The sequence below is a fragment of the Faecalibacterium sp. PGM34 genome, assembly GCF_054456555.1.
This window is the reverse complement of sequence record NZ_CM136898.1, coordinates 1971119-1988558: the sequence shown is the minus strand read 5'-3', so window position 1 is coordinate 1988558 and position 17440 is coordinate 1971119. Positions and strand designations below refer to the sequence as shown.

Genomic DNA, 17440 nt, shown 5'->3' with positions numbered 1-17440 from the left:
GTAAAACGCAGCAGCCCCTGCCGGAAAGGTCTCTCCGGCAGGGGCTGCTTTGCGTTGGTGGGAACTTACTTTTCCTCGTAGCTCTGGCAGTAGTGCGGGGTCTCCACCTGCTGGGTGGTGCAGTTGCACTGCTCCGTCACCTTGATCTGCGGCAGATCACATTTGCAGCCGTCCACATTGTGGCAGCACGCGCAGACATCACAGGTCACGCCGATGTTTTCCATGCTTATCACCTCTTTGTCCATAGGTTACCCCGTGGACAAAGGGTTTATACATAGGTTTTACCAAGCAGCCAGATCTGCACCCAGCTTACGGCAGGCAGCCTGCACGTCATCATCGGGGGTTTCGTTGCAGATGAGACCTTCCTCGCTGAACAGCTGTGCGCCGTCATCCTGCGCGCGCTGCGCCCAGTCACGCATCCACTGGCCATCGCCCCAGCCGTAGGAGCCGAACAGTGCGATCTTTTTGCCGTTCAAGGAGCCTTCCAGTGCAGCAAACATGGGCTCGAACTCGCTCTCTTCCAGCTGCTCTGCACCCATAGCCGGGCAGCCAAAGGCCACCACGTCAAACTCTGCCAGCTTTGCGGGAGTCATCTCGGCGCAGGGCACGATGGTGCCGTTGGCGCCTGCGCCCTCGGCGATGCAGTTTGCCATGGTCTCGGTGTTGCCGGTTGCGCTCCAGAATACAATTGCTACTTTGCTCATAAAACTCTACCTCTTTCTCTGTGTAGTTAGTTCAGAATAACTTCATTTTCTGTAAAAATGCGTCCTTGTTTCATGACGCATTTTTACAGTTAGTATTTACTAACCATCAACAGGATACCACAGCCCTGCCCCGCTTGTCAAGGCATTGGCGCAATGTTTGCATAATGCAACAATCCTGCCTTTTCTAAAGCATGCAAAGGGGGTATTTCAGCTGCCCAATACGCGGAACGCCACCAGCAGCACCCCGTAGATGACCGGCTGGTGCAGCAGATACAGCAGCAGTGAATGCCGTCCAAGCCAGCCCAGCGGCTGGCAGACCGAGCGGCGCAAGAACTCCATACGCTGCCGCCCTACAACGCCGTAGAGAAAGTACCCCACCCAGAACAGAAACAGCCACGGCAGAAGGGCAAAATAATCCGTAGAATAGAACCACCACGGATAAAAGCCAAAGTACGCTGTAACGTAGTTTGCATACAGTGTCCGCGGCAGCCAGAGGCACAGACTGCCAAAGCCCAGATAGCCTGCCGAAACATTGCGGGTAAGGGCAAACAACACTGCGGAGATAGCAAACCCTGCTGCGGGTGGAATGCGCCGCAGCGGCTTTTCCAGCAGACCAGTCAGCAGCATGGCGCTGCCCAGCAGGGTCAGCACGCCAAAAACGACCCTGTCCTCCGGCATAAAAAGCAGCGTGACCGCCGTGACCAGCGCCCCTGCCCCGAACACCTGTGCGCCCCGGCGCAGGGTATGATGCCCCAGCTGCACACAGAAACCAGACAACAGAATAAATACCCAGCAGATGCTCTGCTGCCACAGATGCCCGGGCAAGCCATAATACCAGTCTGCCTGAATGCCGAACAGATAGACCAGATCCCAGCAGCCGTGATAGAGCATCATACTGACCAGATCCAGCCCGCGCAGCTCGTCCAGAAGGGCGTAGCGAGCAGAAGCGTTACTATCCTTCACGGCGTTTTCCTTCCTTTTTGTCACGCTGTTACACCGTTTTGCGGCGCAGCAGACTCATGGGCGGCAGCTCCGGTGTGGACATGGTGTATTTTTCCATAGCGTGAGGAGTACTTTCCACCCGCTCCCCTGCTTCGTTTTCGATCCATTCCGGGGTAAGCGGGATGCTGCGTCCGTCCGGGCACAGTGCCTCCAGCGTATCTCCAAGGCTCCATTTGCCACGCTGCTGGCAGTGGGCAATGCCGTTTTCCCAGCTGTCCACCGTGCCCACGAACTCCCACTCGCGGATGTAGGTAGCGCTGTCGGTGGCCTGTTTGGCCTGCTCGCGGCCAAAATAGAAGCCGGGAGAATAGTGACGGTGGCTGGTGCGGGTAAGCTCCGCGTACACCTCCGGCGGCAGTTCAAAGTTATCGTTTGCCGGGTCGGCCAGATAGGCGTCCAGTGCCTTGCGGTAGGCGGCGGTGACGCTGGCGACATAGTAGAAGGTCTTGGCGCGGCCTTCGATCTTCAGGCTGTCCACGCCTGCCTTGCAGATCAGGTCGATGAAGGGCGCGGTGCACATATCGTTGGCGTTGAGGATGTAGCTGCCATTCTCGTTTTCTCCGATCTCGTACAGCTGGCCGGGGCGGGTCTCCTCGCTCAGGTAGTACTTCCAGCGGCAGGGCTGGGCGCACTGACCGCGGTTGGCATCGCGGCCCGCCATGTAGTTGGACAGCAGGCACCGGCCGGACACGCTCATGCACATAGCACCGTGCACAAAGGCTTCGATCTCCAGCTCCGGCGGGGTCTTATCGCGCAGGATGGCGATATCCTGCAAGGTCATCTCTCGGGCCAGCACCACCCGCTTTGCGCCCATTTTGTAGGCGGCGCGGGCAGCTGCCCAGTTGGTAATGCCGGTCTGGGTGGAAAGATGCACGTCAATGTCCGGGGCAAAGGTCTTGCAGGCGTCCAGCACACCAAGGTCTGCCACGATAAAGGCATCCACACCGGCTTTGGCGGCTTCCTTGATGGCCTCCGGCAGGCGGTCGGCTTCCTCGTTGGTGGGGAGGGTGTTCATGGTCAGGTAGACCTTGCGGCCACGGGCATGGGCATAGATGACGCTTTCCGTCAGCTGCTCCGGGGTGAAGTTGGCCGGGGCAGAGCGCATACCAAACTCCGGCAGGCCGCAGTAAACGGCATCGGCACCGTAGTTGATGGCATAACGCAGACGTTCCGCATCGCCCGCCGGGGCAAGCAGTTCCGGGATCTGTAACATTTGTAGGTTCCTCTCTTATGTATCACAGTTTTTAACGGGAAAGGGGCCGCTGCACCGTGTTTTTTAGTGCAGCGGCCTTTCCTCAGTTTTTCAGGCTTTTGTTCACGGCTGCGGCAGTTTTGCAGTTAGCGTTATGCTCTGCCAGCGTATGGGCATAGTAGTAGTTGCCCTTGAGGTCGGTCACAAAGAAGTAAGCGTCCTTGGCGTCCTCACTGGGCTGCGGCTCCAATGCCGCCTTGATAGCGGCAAGACCGGGGTTCGAGATGGGGCCTGCGGGCAGGCCGGTGCAGCTGTAAGTGTCATAGGCTGCAAGAATATTTTCCGGGATATCGTCCCAGCCGCCGTAGTAGGGTGCGACCCAGTTCCAGAGATAGTTATTGTCGGCATCGCTCTGGATATGGCTGGAGGTATTGCTTTGCAGCATGGGGTAGGGCGAACCCTCCGCCAAGCGGTTGCGGAACACCTGCGCCACATTGGAGTCCTGACTGTTGCCCGCTTCCTCCTGCACAAAGGAGGCAAGGGTGACCAGCTCCGGCAGGGTCATTTCCTGCTTCTTGAGGGCTGCGTACATTTCCTCGGTGATCTGCGCGTCGAACTGAGCGTAGAAGGTGGCCACATAGTTATGCACCGTATCGTCCTTCAAAAACTCGTAGGTCTCCGGGAAAAGATAACCCTCGCACTTCATAAAGCGGTTCGGGGCATCTTTATCCTCCGGGACATACTGCCAGAAGGTATAAGTGCTGAAATCGCCCTCGTTGGCTTCCTTCAAAAACTCCTCGGCGGTGCACAGACCGGCGGCTTCCATCTTCTGGGCAATGGCAATGGCCGTGGTGCCCTCCGGGATAGTCACCCGCACCGTTTCTGCCTTGGCATACTGGGAAAGCGTGCTAATGAGTGCATCGTAGGAGCTGCCGGTGGTCAGCTCAAAATCGCCGTATTGCAGCTTTGCGGCAGCGCCCTTTTCCCCCACATACCAGCGGAACAGGTAGGCAGAGCGGATGACGCCTGCGTCCTTCAGCTTGTTGGCAATAGCAGCTACGCCGCTGCCCTGCTGGATGCTTACGGTGACCGCAGTGCCGGGCTTACTGCTGCCATAAATCTCGCTGCGGGCAAACAGCACCGCTGCGCCTGCCGCCAGAAGAAGCAACAGAAGCACTACCAGCAGAATTTTGCCTGCACCGCCCTTTTTGCGGGCTGCGTGTGTATCGTTGTGTGCCATACGCGCCTTCCTTTTTTCAGTTTTCCAGCATCAGACGCAGATAGCTTTCGCTCACGTCAAAAGGCTCTGCGTCAAAGCGGATCATGCCGTATTCCTGCCGGGTGCCCTCGCCCAGAAACAGCGGCTGGGCAGCGCCTACCGTGATGACTGCCTTTTCCACGATGACTTCCTTCTCGCGGGCGGCTTCCATCAGGATCTCGGCGGCGCGGTCGCTGTCGGCCATCATTTCCACAAAATACAGAGTATCCTCCTTGCGGAAGTAGATGCCGTAACCATGCTCGTTGGACACGATGGTAGCGCCCCGGGCGTACAGCTCCTGCAGCACCACCGCCATGCGCTCCGGGCTCAGCTGCACGGTATCCTTCCAGAACTGCTCCCGCAGTTCGCACAGCTTTTTGGCCGTAACAGTGTCAAATTCCGCTTGGCTCCACAGGTTGCGGCTCACCTCGCGGGGCAGGCAGCGCAGGGCAAAGGCCTGTGCAAAGCCTTTATCCTGCAGCAGAGCAGCCTGTGCTGCATCTGCCGGGACTGCCACGGTGAAGCCTGCGCCCCGCAGCTTTTGCTGGGCGCACAGGGTATCCAGCAGACCCGCCAGCAGCAGACTGCCCTCGCCGCACAGGCACAGGTAATTGCCCGTGCGCCCCTGCAGGGTGACCGGCACAGCCAACGCAGCCGCCACGATGGTGTCGTTTTCGTCGGCCACATAAATGTTCTGCACACCGGCAAAGCGTTCCAGTACCGTTTTTGCAAAATCTTCGGTATCATGATGCTGGCTCTGCCACAAAGCCAGCACTGCCGCCTCATCGGACGGCTGCATCAGACGATACATCGTTCAGGATGCCCCCTCTTATCATATTTTATCGTTCAGCCCAGTGTTTTCCGGGCAAGCTGCTGCACCTCTTGCTGGATCTCTTCAATACTGCGCATGGCGTCCCCGCTGGTGCAGTGCACGGTATCCCAGCCAAGATGCCGGGCGCAGAACTCGGCAGCGGCGCGGCTGCGCGCCAGATAGGCGGTATCTTTCTCGTGCACGTCCTTTTTGCTCTCGTCGCCGTGGTAGCGCTGGGTCATCAGCCGCTGGCTGACCGCCGGGTCCACCTGCAAATAAATAACCCTGTCCGGTGCGGGCAGACCCAGCAGACGGAACTCGTAGTCAAACAGCCAGCGCAGATATTCCTCCCAGTGCTCCTGCGAGAGCTTAGAGCACTGGTGCACCGCGTTGGAGGTGGTGTATCGATCGGCGATGATCACACCGCCCTGCTCGTAGAAGCTGCCCCAGCTGGTTTTATAGCTGGCATAGCGGTCCACCGCGTAAAAGCTGGAGGCCGCATAGGCATTTACATCGTCCGGGTGCTGGCCGAACTGCCCAGACAGATACATCTTGATCAGCGCGCTGGAATCGCTGGCATAATCCGGAAAGGTGATCTTTTGCACCGGCACGCCCTGCGCGGTGAGATGCTCTGCCAGTAGCTTTGCCTGTGTGGCCTTGCCGCTGCCGTCCAGCCCTTCCAGTACGATCAGTTTGCCTTTGCTCATACGGCGGCACCTTCTTTGATAGCGGCATATTTTGCGCGCACCTCGGTGGTCTTGCCACAGCACATCTTGCCCTCCGGGCAGGCGCCGCACAGGCAGGCGGGGCCAGCCTTGGCAAAGATATGGGGTGCCACCGGGTACACCAGCGCGAACATTTTTTCAGCCAGTTCCCGGATCTCCCACTGGGCGCGGTTGCAGCAGCGCAGCTGGAAGAAGTTCATCAGGCTGCGGGCGTTCATGGTGACCACCATTTTGGTCTCGCAGGCGTTGGGCAGCACAAAGCGGGCATCCTCGTTGGCCTGCTTGGAGGCCTTGGCGCGGGCCTGCTTTTCCGGCATTCCCTCGGCCATCAGGCGGGCGGTGTGCCCCTCCTCCAGCTTGTGGGCAAGGTCGAGGTAGCGCTGGGCGTCCTTCTCCATGCTGGCAAGGAAAGCCGCCTTTGCTTCCGGGATGGCTTCGATCTCCGGGGGCGTCACATAGCGGAAATCATCCAGACGCACATAGCGCTGGCTCTGCACGCTGAAGGACGCGATGCGGTGCCGGGTGATCTGAGCAAGCAGGGTGCGGCTGACCCCCTCGATGCCAAAGGTAAAGCTGGCGTGCTCAATGGGGCTGGCATGGCCAAGGTCGCTGAGCATAGTCAGAAATTTTGCAGTTTTTTCCTCGTCCAGCCCGTCCAGAAGGTCGGTGATGTGGGCATCGGAGTAGCAGAGCTTTGCGGCAGCCGCCACCACCTTTTCCGGTTCCGGGGTATGGGCGATCAAACGAACAGTCATCATAGGGTCATTCTTCCTCCGTAATCTTGGTCAGGGGCGCAAAATTGGCCATCGTTTTCTTGATGCCCACTTTTTCAAAGTTGATCTCTACGATCTGATCCCCGGCAGCGGGCTTTACCTTCAGCACCGTGCCGCGGCCAAATACTTTGTGCTCCACGATGTCGCCCGGTTCATAGTGATTTGCGCTGGAAGCCGCCGGTTTTGCAGCGGAATTCGCTGTAAAGTATACTTGCTTTGCAGCATTTTTCGTCGTGCTGCTGCCAGAATATGCAGAACCAAATCCGCCGCTTCTGGTGGTCGGCTGGGTAGAGCTGTTGCCATAGCGGCTGCCGAAGCCGGTGGAAGATGTGCTTCTTCCGCCGTAAGAAGAGCCAAAGCTACGGCTTTCACCGGCGTTATATTCCCGATTCAGGTAGCCGCTGCGGCTGCCTGAGCTGTAACCGCCGCCGTAGCTGCTGCGGCTGTAACCGGAGGGGCCAGAATAACCGGATGCACCGCCGGGCACGGTATCGCTGTAACTGCTGCCCCAGCCGCCCATGCGGGAGCGCTGCTCCAGCACAGGGCTGCGGGTCTCCTCGATGTATTCCGGCTCGATCTCCCGCAGAAAGCGGCTGGGCTCGTTGCGCTGGGTGCGGCCGTACAGCATGCGGGTGACGCTGTTGGAGATATACAGCTCCTTTTTGGCGCGGGTGATGCCAACGTAAGCAAGACGGCGTTCCTCTTCCAGATCTGCTTCGGAGTACTTGCTCATCTCGCTGGGGAAAACGCCCTCCTCCATGCCGATGAGGAACACATAGGGGAACTCCAAGCCCTTGGCAGAGTGGATGGTCATCAGCACCACCTGATCGCTGCTCTCGTTGTAACTGTCAATATCGCTGATAAGGGCGATATCTTCCAGATAGCCCTCCAGCGTGGCTTCCTCGCCGTGCTGGTCGCAGTAGTTTTTGACGTTGTTCACCAGCTGACCCAAGTTCTGCAGACGGTCGGCGGCATCCTCATGCCCCTTGGCGGCGTCTGCTTCCAGCATGGCCTTATAGCCGGTCAGCTCAATGACATCGGAAGCGAACTCGTCCAGCGTGCGGGTAGCAAGAGAATCCTGCAGGCGCTGGTAGATCTGCCAGAACTTGAGCAACGGCATGACCGCGCGGGAGAGCTTGGCGTACTGGTCCGCATGGCTAATGACATCCAGCATACTGACCCCCTGCTGCCCGGCAAGGTCCGCAATGACATCCACGGTGGTAGCGCCAATCTTACGGGAGGGCTCGTTGATGATGCGGCGCAGCCGCACATCGTCCCGGGGGTTGGCCACGATGGACATATAGGAGTGGATGTCCTTGACCTCCTTGCGGTCGTTGAAGCGCTGCCCGCCCACGATCTTATGCGGAATACCCGCGCGGGTGAAGTAGCTTTCGATGGGAGCCGACTGGGCGTTCATGCGGTAGAGGATGGCATGGTCTGCCAGATGCCCGCCCGCCTTCAGATGCTGACCGATGACATCCGCGATGTGGCTGGCTTCATCCTGCTCATTCTCGGCGGTGTACACCTGTACCTTATCACCCTCGCCGTTGTCCGTCCACAGGGTCTTGCCCTTGCGCTCGGTGTTGTGCTGGATGACACAGTTGGCTGCGTTAAGGATGTTGGAGGTAGAACGATAGTTCTGCTCCAAGCGAATCGTCTTGGTTCCGGGATAGAACTTTTCAAAGTTGAGGATATTTTCAATGGTAGCACCACGGAAGCGGTAGATACTCTGGTCGTCATCGCCCACTACGCAGATGTTGCGCTCCGGCCCGGTGAGCAGGCTGACCAGACGGAACTGCGCCACGCTGGTATCCTGATACTCGTCCACCAGCAGGTAGCGGTACTTATTCTGGTAGAATTCCCGCACGTCCGGATGGTCGGCCAGCAGCTGCACGGTCTGGTAGATGAGGTCGTCAAAATCAAACGCACCGGCCTCTTTCAGCTTTTTCTCGTAAGCTGCGTAGATGCGGGCGGTCTGGGTGCTCTTCACGTCTCTGGCGTGGTCTGCAAGCGCCTGCTCCGGGCTGACCAGCTGATCCTTCCAGCGGCTCATCTGGTTGATGGCGGCCTTGATAGGCAGAAATTTATCGTCGATGCTCAGTTCTTTATACACCGTTTTCATCACGCGCTGAGCATCCTCGGTATCGTAGATGGTAAAGCTGCGGGGGTAGCCGATCTCCTCTGCCCAGCGGCGCAGGATACGCACACAGGCCGAGTGGAAGGTGGAGGCGAACACCTCGTCTCCTTCCTCGCCGCCCAGCATCCGGCGCAGACGCTCTTTCAGCTCCCCCGCCGCCTTGTTGGTAAAGGTAATGGCCATCACATTCCAGCTGCGCACCGCGTTGTGGCGCAGCATCCCGTCCAGCCAGCTGGGAGCATCGGTACCGGTCATGATGGCGGTGCGCAAGGCCTTGACGTCCTCCTCGGTCACCGGGCGGGGCGTTTCCTTGGAGCCGTGCGCCGAGCCGAACCGGATAAGGTTTGCGATGCGGTTGACCAGCACAGTGGTCTTGCCGCTGCCCGCACCGGCAAGGATGAGCAGCGGGCCATCCGTGGTAAACACAGCCTGCCGCTGCATATCGTTCAGGCGGCCGAATTGCTTTTCAATGTAAGTATCACGCAGGGTGCAGAATTCCTGCCCGAGAGATGCTGCCATGGTTTCACCTGTTTCCTTCGCTGTTATTCATACCGTATAGTATAACACATTTCGAAAAAGTTGTACACCAAAACTGCATGGAGTTACAGCTGCTTTTCCAGCAGATAGCGATCGTAGCCGCCGTACATCTCCCGGCGGCAGCGAATAACGAAGCCACCAGCCTGTGCGTTGCGCAGGCTGTAACTGTTATCCGGGCTGACAGTAGCGCCCAGATGGGTGATCTGCGGCGGCAGCAGCGGCAGAGCCGCTTCCAGCATGGCGCGCTGCAGGCCGTTGCCCCGCCAGTCCGGGTGCACCACCGCGCTGTCTGCGTTGGCCCAGTGCTGCCACTGGCTTTGCGGCACGCCCAGAAAGGCAGCGTAGTTTTCATCGCTTTGCCCGCACAGGCGCAGGATGAGGTACGCACCCAGCCGCCCCTGCTGCCACGCACCGATACACACCCCGGTGCGCAGATAACCGGTAATGTTTTCCAGCGTATCCGGCACGAACTGCTCCGGGTGCGGCATGGCGGCGCGCACTTCGTTTTGCAGTGCGAACACTACCGGAGCCTCGGCGGGGGTGCAGCGCCGTAGGGTAACGGTCTGCCGGGCGGGCTGACCGCTTACTTTTTGCAGAAAATAGTCCATCTGTACTATGCCCTCCAAAATAAAATCGTACTTTTCAGCAGATTCCAGTATAAATGACGCTTTTCTAAATGTCAAATTATGCTATAATAGGAGAGAAGAGGCTGTGGAGGGATCCTCCCTGCCCGTTTGTATGAAGTTCGGGGCGGCTTGCCGCCCGGAAACGGAGGAACCATCCATGAAAGATCCCGCACTGGCATCGTCCAGCCGCTTGGGCGGCGCTGTGATCAGCGACCGCGTTGTTGCAAGCCTGCTGGAAGAGCTGACCAACGGGCGCTATGCCCAAGCCGACCGCCTGCCCGCCGAGGTAGACCTTGCCACCGAGTTGGGGGTGAGCCGCACCGTGATCCGTGACGCGCTGAGCGAGATGGAGCGCGCCGGTTATGTGGAGCGGGTGCGCGGCATTGGCACGGTGGTAAACCGTGCTGTGCTGGGGCTGCGCAGCCGCTTGGACCAGAAGCTGGAGTACTACCCGCTGATCCGCAGCTTTGGCAGCTATCCCCATGCCGACGGCATTCAGGTGATGCTTCTTCGTGCAGGCGAGGAGATGGCGCATTCGCTGGCGCTGGAGGTCGGCGATGAGGTGATCTGCATCAAAAAGCGCATCCTTGCCGATACGACCCCGGTGATCTATTCCATCGACTACCTGCCCCGCAGCCTGTTCGGCAACCGGGACTACACCCGCATCGACCTGACCGGTGACATCTTTGAAATTTTGGAGCAGGAGTGCCACCAGCAGATCTCTTCCAACGTGGCGCACCTGAAGGCCAGCTGCGGCGATGAGGCCATCCGTGCAGCCATGCGTCTTGCCCCGGGCGAGGCCATGCTGCTGTTGGACGAAGTGTGTTTCAATCGTTTGTGCAGGCCGGTGATGCGCTCGCTGAGCTACTACACAAACTTTTTTGATTTTTCCATTTTACGCAAACTGCTTTAAACGGAGGTATACTGTCCATGCGTCATCTGATCGATCCTTTGGATCTTACCCAGCAGGAGATCACACAGCTGCTTGATCTTGCCGACCGTATCTGTGCCGACCCCGCCGCCTATCAGGAGGTGGCCAACCACAAAAAGCTGGCTACTTTGTTCTACGAGCCCTCCACCCGCACCCGCCTGTCCTTTGAGGCTGCTATGCTGAACCTGGGCGGTCATGTGCTGGGCTTCCCCAGCGAGAACGTGTCCAGCGCCACCAAGGGCGAGAGCGTGGCCGACACCATCCGGGTAGTATCCTGCTATGCCGACATCGTTGCCATGCGCCACCCCAAGGAGGGCGCACCGCTGCGTGCCTCCCGCTATTCCCGCATTCCGGTGATCAACGCCGGTGACGGCGGCCACCAGCACCCCACCCAGACCCTGACCGACCTGATGACCATCCGCCGCCGCATGGGCAGGCTGGATGACCTGACCATTGGTCTGTGCGGCGACCTGAAGTTCGGCCGCACCGTCCACTCCCTGCTCAAGACCATGGCACGCTGCAAGAACGTCCGCTTTGTGCTGATCAGCCCGGAAGAACTGCGTGTGCCGGATTATATCATCAATGACGTGCTGGAGGCCAACAGCATCCCCTACAAGGAGACCCGCAGTCTGGAGGAATCCATGCCGGAGTTGGACATCCTGTATATGACCCGCGTGCAGAAGGAGCGCTTCTTCAACGAGGAGGACTACATCCGCCTGAAGAACAGCTATGTGCTGACCCGCGAAAAGATGGCGCAGGCCAAGCCCACCATGGCAGTGCTGCATCCCCTGCCCCGCGTGAACGAGATCGCGCTGGATGTGGACGACGACCCCCGCGCCGCCTATTTTGAGCAGGTGCAGAACGGCGTTTACGTCCGCATGGCACTGATTATGACCCTACTGGGGCTTGCAGACCCCAAAGCACCGAAGGAGGAGAACTGATATGTTGAATATTGACGAGATCCAGAACGGTATTGTCATCGACCACATCAAGGCAGGTACTGCCGTTGGTCTGATGGATCTGCTGGGCATTGCGGGCAACCGTACTGCCAGCGTGGCACTGATCCAGAACGCCCGCAGCAAAAAGACGGCAAGCGGCCGCAAGGACATCATCAAGGTAGAGGGCGACGCTTCCTGGCTGAACCTGGATGTGCTGGCTTATCTGGACCCGAACATCAGCGTGACCATTATTGAGAACGGCAAGGCTGTTCGCAAGGAGCAGCCCAAGCCCCCCAAGCGTCTGGTGAACATTGTGCGGTGCAAAAACCCCCGCTGCATCTCCAGCATTGAAGAGGAATGCGACCAGATTTTCGAACTGAGTTCCAACGGCAAGTACCGCTGCATCTACTGCGAGCAGGAGCTGCAGGTGAAGCCGGAGTAACTGCGCTTTTTACGATTTTAAATGCGCTCCGCTTCGCTCTGCGCATAGTTTAAGGAATTGCATTTTAGTTTTGCAGCTCAGCCAAGCCTGCGGGCTTGGCTGAGCTGCTTTTTCACGGGAGGGACGCAGAGGGAAACCGCAGCTGCCGCGCTGGTTTTCTACCGAAACAGTCGCACGGCGGGTCGATTTTCTGCTGACTGGAAGATACGATGATTTAATAGATAAAAAGGACTGCTCTACTGGGCAAAACCCATGTAGAGCAGTCCTTTTTGCACAAAAGAAAACTGACGGAACTCTTTGCAGCGCACGATACTCCGGTCTGCCTACGCCATTCCCATACAGCAAACAAAACCGGAATTGCGACGCATCGAGAAACTTTATCGACTGCAACCCCCCAAAAAGGCCCGCCACAGAAAATCCCGTCAGCAAGGTACTGTGCATTCCTGCATAGTCCAAAAAAGCAAAGGAAGACAGTCTGCTTACACGCACCGCAGACTGTTTTTCCATCCAGCAACAAAGCTTTTAAAAGGAGGGTGTAACCCTCCTACCGCAACGTGACCATGTCCGTACGGAAGGCTTCCTTTACTGACCACAGTATAGCAGAGTTACGCTTCTGTTGTACAAAAATTGTCATATTCTGACGGTGCAGATGTCATGAATTGTCGGTGGGCACCGCACAGGTAAAGCGGAACCAATTGTCCCGGCAGCTCAGGGTATACTCCGCACCATGGCGCAGCAGAACGTCCCGCACGTTGGAAAGCCCCATACCGTGGCCGGGCTCTTTGCGAGTGGTGCGGGGCAACTGCCCATCCGGTGGCAGCTCCACGTCCCGCTGCACCCGATTGCGCACCGAGAGAAGATATTCCTCCTCCGTTTTGCGCACCCGCACATAGACCTCCGGCGGGTACGCCTGCGCTGCGGCACAGATGGCGTTATCCAGCAGATTAGCTAAAACGGTGACCATATCCACCCCGCTCAAGGGGAAATCCCGCAGGTCACAAAGGTCAAAATACACGCTTACGCCCTGCCGGGCGGCTTCCTCGTACTTGCGGGTCAGGATGGAGTCCAGCAGCGGGTTGTGGGTGTCCATAATGGTGGTGCTGGCCGCCACAGCCTTATCCACACCGGCAATATAGTCCTGCGCACCGGCCACATCTCCCTGTGCCAGCAAGGCACGCAACGCACCGATATGGTTGGTGAATTCGTGGGTCAGGCGGCGCTGGGCGGTGTAGGAATCCAGCAGAGCCGAAGCCCGCTGCTGCTCCAGTTCGGCCTGAAAATGCAGGCTGCGCCGCTGCATGACCTGATCGTTGAACATAGCCACGATACACAGATGCACCATGACGGCCACTGTGAGACCCACTGTCATCCCCATTGTGGCCATGGTGGCCCTTTTGTTGTTATCTGTGAGCATGAGCAGGATGTTCAGCACCACGACCACGCCCGGAAAAAAGCTCATGATCAGCGTCTGCAAGGGCTCCAGTGCATTACGCCTGCGCCACTTTCCCACAAAGAAGGAAACGCCCGCGCTGACTACCAGATTTGTGAATGACATTATGACCAGACAATCTGCGCGCTGGATGACCTGCTGTAGCTCACACTTCAGTATCCACGATATGACATACCGCGCACTGTTTTCGACCAACAGGCACATGGTGCCGTTGATCAGACAGGCAGTAAATTTCTGCCCCGGCGTGCCGCCAAACAGCATAACGGTGATGAGCAGAAAAAGAAGCGTGCAAACCACTGCCATCGGCGTAAAAAAGCCATAGTTGCGCACGACCGAGAGGGTCATCGTAATCATGGTTATAACGCAGGACCACACCAGCGGGTGCTTTACCCTGCCTTTGCCAAGATAGGCGTACTCCACCATGATAAAGCCGAGCCATTGGGTCAGGCAGATCCAGTGGCCGTACGCATACCAGCGCCTGAATTCTTCATTCATCGCCGAACTGCCCCTTCCATTCCAGCCATGCGCTGCGGATAGCCGGAAAATCCTGTCGGCTTGCGTTCAGTTCTACCCCACTGCGCAGCTCCACCTTGTAATTGCGGATGGAGCGCACATACTGCAGATTGACTACATCGCTGCGCCCCACCTGCAAAAACCCGTTTTCGTACAGCATGGCAGGCAGATCAGCGATCTTGCCGTAAAAGGTGCAGATGGGCTGGTGCGGGATATCGCCGTAGACGTTGATCTGCCGCAGATCACTTTCCAGATAATAGATCTGATCCAGCGGGATCTCACTGGTGGTACGGTTGTGGTGCACCTCCAGCGTTTTTCGGGGGTCGGACATGCCGGAAAAAATATCCTCCAGACAGCTGGGCAGCTGGGCGGCAATATCCCGCTTGAGTAGGTAGCGGTAAGCGTTGACCGTGTAGCCCTTTGGGGCAAATTCCAAATAAGCCGAAATGTACACCAGCACGATATCCGGGGCAAGCTGCCGCAGCCTGCGCCCCAGCGCAATGCCATCGGTGGTTTTCAGGTCCACATCCAGAAACGCCAGCTGGTAGCGTTCCAGCTCCGGGGTAGCCAGCAGTTGCTCGCCGCTGGTGCAGACAGTGCACTGCACCTGAATTTCCCGGGCGCGGAACCATTCCGAGATATACTCGTCCATCCGCGCAGCGAAGGCTGCATCGTCGTCACAGACCAGAATGTGCATGTGTCGTTTCCTCCTTTTGAATACAAAAAAGCATATAGCGGTGTCTCCCGCCGGGAGAAGCACCCTATATGCTTTTATATTACACTTGTCCCGCCTGTTCGTCAATCAAAGACGGGGCGGATCTCTTATGCAAGGAATTTGTCGTAGAGGCCAAACGCAAAGATGAACACCACGATGAGCGGCAGCACATAGGTCAGGTAGCCGCGCATCCAGTCCTGCACCTTGAGTCCCTCACCGGTATTGACCTCTTTTTTGTAGTTCTGCCAGCCCCAGCCGTAACGGGTAACGCAGAACAGCAGATATACCAAGCTGCCCAGCGGCAGGAAGAGGTTGCTGACCAGAAAATCCTCTACATCCAGCACAGCACCGCCAAATACTGCAAAGCCATCCCATGCCCACAGGTTATAGCCCAGCACGCAGGGCATGGACAGCAGGATGATGAGCACAAGGTTCACCAGACTGGACTTTTTGCGGCTGCAGCCGGTCAGTTCCATGCCGCAGCAGATGATATTCTCGAACACTGCCAGCACCGTGGACATGGCGGCAAAGGCCATGAACAAAAAGAACAGGCTGCCCCACAGCCGACCCATGGACATATTGGCAAAGATGTTGGGCAGGGTAATAAAAATCAGACTGGGGCCGCTGGTCTGGTCTACATGGTAGGTAAAACAGGCCGGGAAGATGATCAGACCGGCGGTGATGGCTACAAAGGTGTCCAGCACCACGATGCGGACAGACTCGCCCAGCAGGGAGTGCTCCTTGCCAATATAGCTGCCGAAAATGGACATAGCACCGATACCAAGGCTCAGGGTGAAGAAGGCCTGATTCATAGCAGAGACCAGCGTGTTGACCACGCCCACCTCCTGCATGCGGGCAAAGTCCGGCACAAGGAAGAAGGTAAGCCCCTCCTTTGCCCCGGGCATAAACAGGCTGTTGACAGCCAGCACCACCATAATGAGAAGCAGAGCGATCATCATGCCCTTGGTCACGCGCTCCAGACCGCTTTGCAGACCCTTGGCACACACCAGAATGCCTACCACGACCACGAACACCATCCAGAAGGTCATGGTGGCGGGGCTGGCCAGCATTTCGGTAAACTTACCGGCCACCTGCTCGGCGTTGAGCCGCGCCAGTTTACCGGCGGCGGTCATGTAGAAATAGTGCAGCATCCAGCCCGCTACGGTGGTGTAGAACATCATCAGCAGGTAGCAGCCGATGAGGGTGAAGTAGCCGTGGATGTGCCACTTCTGCCCCGGCTTTTCCAGTGCCTGATACGCCCGCACCGGGCTTTTGCGGGAGGCACGTCCCACGGCAAATTCCATGGTCATGATGGGCAGACCCAGAATGACCAGAAAGATCAGGTAGAACAGTACAAAGGCACCGCCGCCGCCCTGCCCGGCAATATACGGGAACTTCCACACATTGCCGATGCCGATGGCGCAGCCTGCGGAAAGCAGAATAAAGCCCAGACGGGATTTCAGAATTTCTCGTTCCATGATTTGATTACTCCTTTTCCAGTTTGCCCGCCCGGCTTGGAGACCCTAGCAAAGCGTTGCTTTTGTATTATAGCACAAATCCTGTCGATGACCAGCGCTGTTTTACTGCAATGAACTTTTGTTGTCAGAAGTTCAGACTGTTTTTCAGACGGATACAGTCCGGCCAACTGCGCCGTTCTGTTCCATTTTTGCCGTTTTGCAGTTCTTTTTATCGGCGTATGTTCAAGAATGCAATTTTGTTCATTTTTCAGATGAAAACCTGATAGTTCTTCACCCTTGGAAACGCGCAAAAAAAGAAGCCGCCGCACAGGCTGCTATGCAACGGCTTCTGTACCATCTTACTTCTGCTTCCGGGGGACATTTTTGCCCACAGGGCCGCGGGGACGGCGCTCGGCAGCCTTGGTCTGCTGGGCAGCAGAGCGGGTCTGTGCACGACCCTTGACCGCTGCGGCGCGCAGACCGTTCACCTCGGCCTTGGTGAGCTCGCGGTAGGTGCCGGGCTTGAGCATACCCAGCTTGACCACACCCTCGGCGTTGCGCTTCAGGCGCACCACCTCAAGACCCACGCTCTCGCACATCCGGCGGATCTCGCGGTTCTTGCCCTCTTTCAAGGTCATTTCCATCACGGTGCGGCCGGGCTCGTCGGTGACCACATTGATGGCGCAGGGCATGGTCTTTGTGCCGTCGTCCAGCACAACGCCGCTGCTCAGCTTGAGGATGGTAGCCTCATCGGCGCGGGGCTGCACGGTAACGCGGTACAGCTTGGAGATGCCGCCGGAGGGATGGGTGACAGCCTGTGCAAAGGCACCATCGTTGGTCATCAGCAGCAGACCCTCGCTGTCCTTATCCAGACGCCCTACCGGGTACAGGCGGGCGGGGATGTCGCCGACCAAGTCCATCACGGTCTTGCGGCCAAGTTCATCGCTGGCAGTGGTCACATAGCCGCGGGGCTTGTACAGCGCCAGATAGTACAGCTGCTGGTTTTTCTGGATGTAAATACGCTCGTCATCCACATGGAGCACGTCACGGTTGGGGTCCATCTTGTCGCCCACCTTTACCGGGTGGCCGTTCACCTTGACGCGACCCTCGGCAATGATCTGCTCGGCGGCGCGGCGGGAGCACAGACCCTGCTCGGCCATGATCTTCTGAATACGTTCTTCTGCCATAATATTACTCCTTGTGCGCCTCACGGCGCTCAAAACGCGCAC

General features: G+C 57.9%; 18 protein-coding genes. 3 read left to right on the top strand and 15 right to left on the bottom strand.

Annotation, left to right across the window (positions count from 1 at the left end):
* Positions 1-65 precede the first annotated feature (65 nt).
* The 10 genes from ACXPUX_RS09290 to ACXPUX_RS09245 form a co-directional block, all read right to left on the bottom strand.
* The gene (locus ACXPUX_RS09290; protein WP_097780206.1) at positions 66-224 is read right to left on the bottom strand and encodes a DUF1540 domain-containing protein; all 159 of its coding nucleotides are present in this window, start codon (positions 222-224) and stop codon (positions 66-68) included.
* A 57-nt stretch (positions 225-281) separates the two neighbouring features.
* Entirely contained in the window at positions 282-704 is a 423-nt protein-coding gene (locus tag ACXPUX_RS09285) for a flavodoxin (RefSeq protein ID WP_015538469.1), read from the bottom strand.
* Positions 705-911: 207 nt separating this feature from the next.
* Positions 912-1667: a heparan-alpha-glucosaminide N-acetyltransferase gene (locus ACXPUX_RS09280; protein ID WP_458828062.1), complete on the bottom strand. Its 756-nt coding sequence runs from the start codon at positions 1665-1667 to the stop codon at positions 912-914.
* 28 nt (positions 1668-1695) lie between these two features.
* Positions 1696-2919: a peptidase U32 family protein gene (locus ACXPUX_RS09275; RefSeq protein WP_458828061.1), complete on the bottom strand. Its 1224-nt coding sequence runs from the start codon at positions 2917-2919 to the stop codon at positions 1696-1698.
* A gap of 82 nt (positions 2920-3001) precedes the next feature.
* The gene (gene mltG / locus ACXPUX_RS09270) at positions 3002-4138 is read right to left on the bottom strand and encodes an endolytic transglycosylase MltG (protein WP_458828060.1); all 1137 of its coding nucleotides are present in this window, start codon (positions 4136-4138) and stop codon (positions 3002-3004) included.
* A 16-nt stretch (positions 4139-4154) separates the two neighbouring features.
* On the bottom strand, positions 4155-4967 hold the full coding sequence (locus ACXPUX_RS09265) for a hypothetical protein (RefSeq protein ID WP_458828059.1): 813 nt from the start codon (positions 4965-4967) through the stop codon (positions 4155-4157).
* A 35-nt stretch (positions 4968-5002) separates the two neighbouring features.
* Entirely contained in the window at positions 5003-5674 is a 672-nt protein-coding gene (locus tag ACXPUX_RS09260; RefSeq protein WP_458828058.1) for a dTMP kinase, read from the bottom strand.
* Complete coding sequence (thyX, locus tag ACXPUX_RS09255; RefSeq protein WP_458828057.1) at positions 5671-6450, bottom strand: FAD-dependent thymidylate synthase; 780 nt, start codon at positions 6448-6450, stop codon at positions 5671-5673. Before thyX ends, ACXPUX_RS09260 begins: the two co-directional genes overlap by 4 nt.
* 4 nt (positions 6451-6454) lie before the next feature.
* Positions 6455-9121, bottom strand: coding sequence for an ATP-dependent helicase (locus ACXPUX_RS09250; protein ID WP_458828056.1), 2667 nt, complete (start codon positions 9119-9121; stop codon positions 6455-6457).
* A gap of 83 nt (positions 9122-9204) precedes the next feature.
* The gene (locus ACXPUX_RS09245) at positions 9205-9747 is read right to left on the bottom strand and encodes a GNAT family N-acetyltransferase (protein ID WP_249239997.1); all 543 of its coding nucleotides are present in this window, start codon (positions 9745-9747) and stop codon (positions 9205-9207) included.
* 175 nt (positions 9748-9922) lie between these two features.
* Between ACXPUX_RS09245 and ACXPUX_RS09240 the strand changes: the two genes are divergently transcribed.
* The 3 genes from ACXPUX_RS09240 to ACXPUX_RS09230 are packed head-to-tail and all read left to right on the top strand — an operon-like array spanning position 9923 to position 12076.
* Positions 9923-10678: a GntR family transcriptional regulator gene (locus ACXPUX_RS09240; protein ID WP_458828055.1), complete on the top strand. Its 756-nt coding sequence runs from the start codon at positions 9923-9925 to the stop codon at positions 10676-10678.
* Positions 10679-10695: 17 nt separating this feature from the next.
* Positions 10696-11637: an aspartate carbamoyltransferase gene (gene pyrB, locus ACXPUX_RS09235; RefSeq protein ID WP_458828053.1), complete on the top strand. Its 942-nt coding sequence runs from the start codon at positions 10696-10698 to the stop codon at positions 11635-11637.
* A 1-nt stretch (position 11638) separates the two neighbouring features.
* Positions 11639-12076 carry an aspartate carbamoyltransferase regulatory subunit gene (locus tag ACXPUX_RS09230; RefSeq protein WP_005926098.1) on the top strand — a complete coding sequence of 146 codons (438 nt, stop codon included), beginning with the start codon at positions 11639-11641 and terminating at the stop codon, positions 12074-12076.
* Positions 12077-12728: 652 nt separating this feature from the next.
* On the opposite strand, the gene ACXPUX_RS09225 is transcribed toward ACXPUX_RS09230, so the two are convergent.
* From ACXPUX_RS09225 to ACXPUX_RS09205, 5 genes are all read right to left on the bottom strand, one after another.
* Positions 12729-14021, bottom strand: a complete 1293-nt coding sequence (locus ACXPUX_RS09225) for a sensor histidine kinase (protein WP_458828052.1) — start codon at positions 14019-14021, stop codon at positions 12729-12731.
* On the bottom strand, positions 14014-14736 hold the full coding sequence (locus ACXPUX_RS09220; protein ID WP_458828051.1) for a LytR/AlgR family response regulator transcription factor: 723 nt from the start codon (positions 14734-14736) through the stop codon (positions 14014-14016). The genes ACXPUX_RS09225 and ACXPUX_RS09220 overlap by 8 nt, the downstream gene beginning before the upstream one ends.
* Positions 14737-14861: 125 nt before the next feature.
* Positions 14862-16232, bottom strand: coding sequence for a sodium-dependent transporter (locus ACXPUX_RS09215; RefSeq protein WP_458828050.1), 1371 nt, complete (start codon positions 16230-16232; stop codon positions 14862-14864).
* Positions 16214-16522, bottom strand: coding sequence for a hypothetical protein (locus ACXPUX_RS09210; RefSeq protein ID WP_458828049.1), 309 nt, complete (start codon positions 16520-16522; stop codon positions 16214-16216). The genes ACXPUX_RS09215 and ACXPUX_RS09210 overlap by 19 nt, the downstream gene beginning before the upstream one ends.
* A gap of 48 nt (positions 16523-16570) precedes the next feature.
* Positions 16571-17398 carry a pseudouridine synthase gene (locus ACXPUX_RS09205; RefSeq protein WP_458828048.1) on the bottom strand — a complete coding sequence of 276 codons (828 nt, stop codon included), beginning with the start codon at positions 17396-17398 and terminating at the stop codon, positions 16571-16573.
* Positions 17399-17440: the final 42 nt, after the last annotated feature.